Raw genomic sequence first — 1,692 nt, 5'->3', positions numbered from 1 at the left:
GGTCTGGAGGGGGTGCGAGGTTTTAGGTGGTAATGGTTCAAAAATTCAGGATTTTGGTCAAGAGTTGAGCAGAACAATCTTGGGACAAAACGCCCGCTCCTACCTCCTCGCTCGTTCCCATTTCTCCGCTCCTGGGAGGGGGAGGGGCGAGGGGTGGGTTGTCTCCTGTCTCCTGTCTCCTGTCTCCTACCCTCACCCATAAGACTTTTGAGCGCAAACCCTAAGTATTTTTTGATGTTTAGCAATATTGTTTTTGCTCGTTGGGTAAGATACAATACCAATTCTTAACAGTGAATACTATAGAACTCATTTGATATCTATTTAAAAAGAGATGGGGAGGTGGGGAGGTGGGGAGGTGGGGAGTATTTTTCAACCTGCTTAGTGCGCGTTCCCTCTCTTGGTCAGCATTCCCTTGGGTCTGAACCGACGCGGGATCTGACCGCTCTCTTGGTCGAGCAGTGCGCCCTGCGGGTTCCCAAGGAGCTGTGGGCAGGACCTGCATCCGCCCTTTATTAGCCACTTAAAGCAACTGCCATACGCAAAGCGTCTCTGTTAGCGTAGCTCCTCCGAAGGAGGAAAGAGATACCCGAAGGACGCGGAGTCCCATCCGCTTTTTCCTTTATACCTTCCCTACTTTCTGACTTTTGACTTTTTAATTATTACTTATGACAAAAAAACTGAATCGGCGACAAAGATACCAAATGGGTTCTATAGATGTGTCTTAATCAAGCTCAAAATTATTGAATTAGCTGAAGAACTAAAAATTATTTTAGGGCATTTCTCTATATCCCTGTTCCATGTTGCCTATTCCCTGACAACTAAAATTTATTGTCCTATACCAAAAGACGTATTGCTATATATAGCGACAAATAAATCAGATAATGAGTGTCAACTATTACCAATTACTCTTTAATGTTTACTGGAATTATTCAAGAAACGGGAAAAGTTTATCAACTTCACTTACAAGGTTTGGGATGTGAATTAATTCTTGATGTTTCTGATAGTTTATATACTGAAGTGGAAATCAAGTCTAATATTTCTGTCAATGGGAGGGCGTTAACAATTTTAGGTAAAGAGATATTAGGAGAGTTTTATCTATTAAAGTTTTATCTAGCTTCGACAAAAGTTGCTGCACAATATGAAGGACAGAAAAAGCTCAATTTAGAAAGGTCTATTCGTTTGGGAGAAGAAATTTCTGGGTCTTTATTTTATGGTGTACCTTCGGGGTATTGTCAGTTAATTTCTAAAGAGAATTTATCAGGGGGAGGGATAAAAATTGAGGTACTTTGGAAGAATGATTTTCTTCAATATCTTGATGTTAAAGACCTGATTTGTTTGGATGGAGTACTGTTAATAATTAGGGATATGGCCAAATTTTCTTTGGTGTTTGATATTTATCCAGAAACAGTTAATTTGACTAATTTAGTAGAAAAGGAAATTGGAGAATATTTTGCGATTGAAATTGACCCAATAGTTAAAAAGGTAGGGCAAATTTTAGCAAAAAAACTCCGTTGAAAGCTGAGTGATATCATGTCCGGTTGAATACTGATAAATAACGACGGAGTACCGAACCCCGCTATCAAGATCTGATGCACCGTGATTGCCTGACCCACGTGTGTTCAACACGAGACCGACGACTCAGTAATGACCTTCATCCACTTGTGCGGTGCAGCGATGAGTGGAAGCATTCAG

General features: G+C 40.7%; 2 protein-coding genes. One reads left to right on the top strand and one right to left on the bottom strand.

Annotated elements, in window-relative coordinates:
* Positions 1-200, bottom strand: a 200-nt coding sequence (locus F6K13_RS31970; protein ID WP_287289721.1) for a hypothetical protein, incomplete at its 3' end; no start/stop codon positions are given.
* 685 nt (positions 201-885) lie between these two features.
* On the opposite strand from F6K13_RS31970, the gene F6K13_RS31965 reads away from it, so the two are divergent.
* Positions 886-1,515, top strand: coding sequence for a Lumazine-binding protein (locus F6K13_RS31965; RefSeq protein WP_124144739.1), 630 nt, complete (start codon positions 886-888; stop codon positions 1,513-1,515).
* Positions 1,516-1,692 lie beyond the last annotated feature (177 nt).

It is taken from the genome of Okeania sp. SIO2B9 (assembly GCF_010672505.1).
Classification (GTDB): domain Bacteria; phylum Cyanobacteriota; class Cyanobacteriia; order Cyanobacteriales; family Microcoleaceae; genus Okeania; species Okeania hirsuta.
This window is presented reverse-complemented; position numbering and strand designations above follow the sequence as displayed.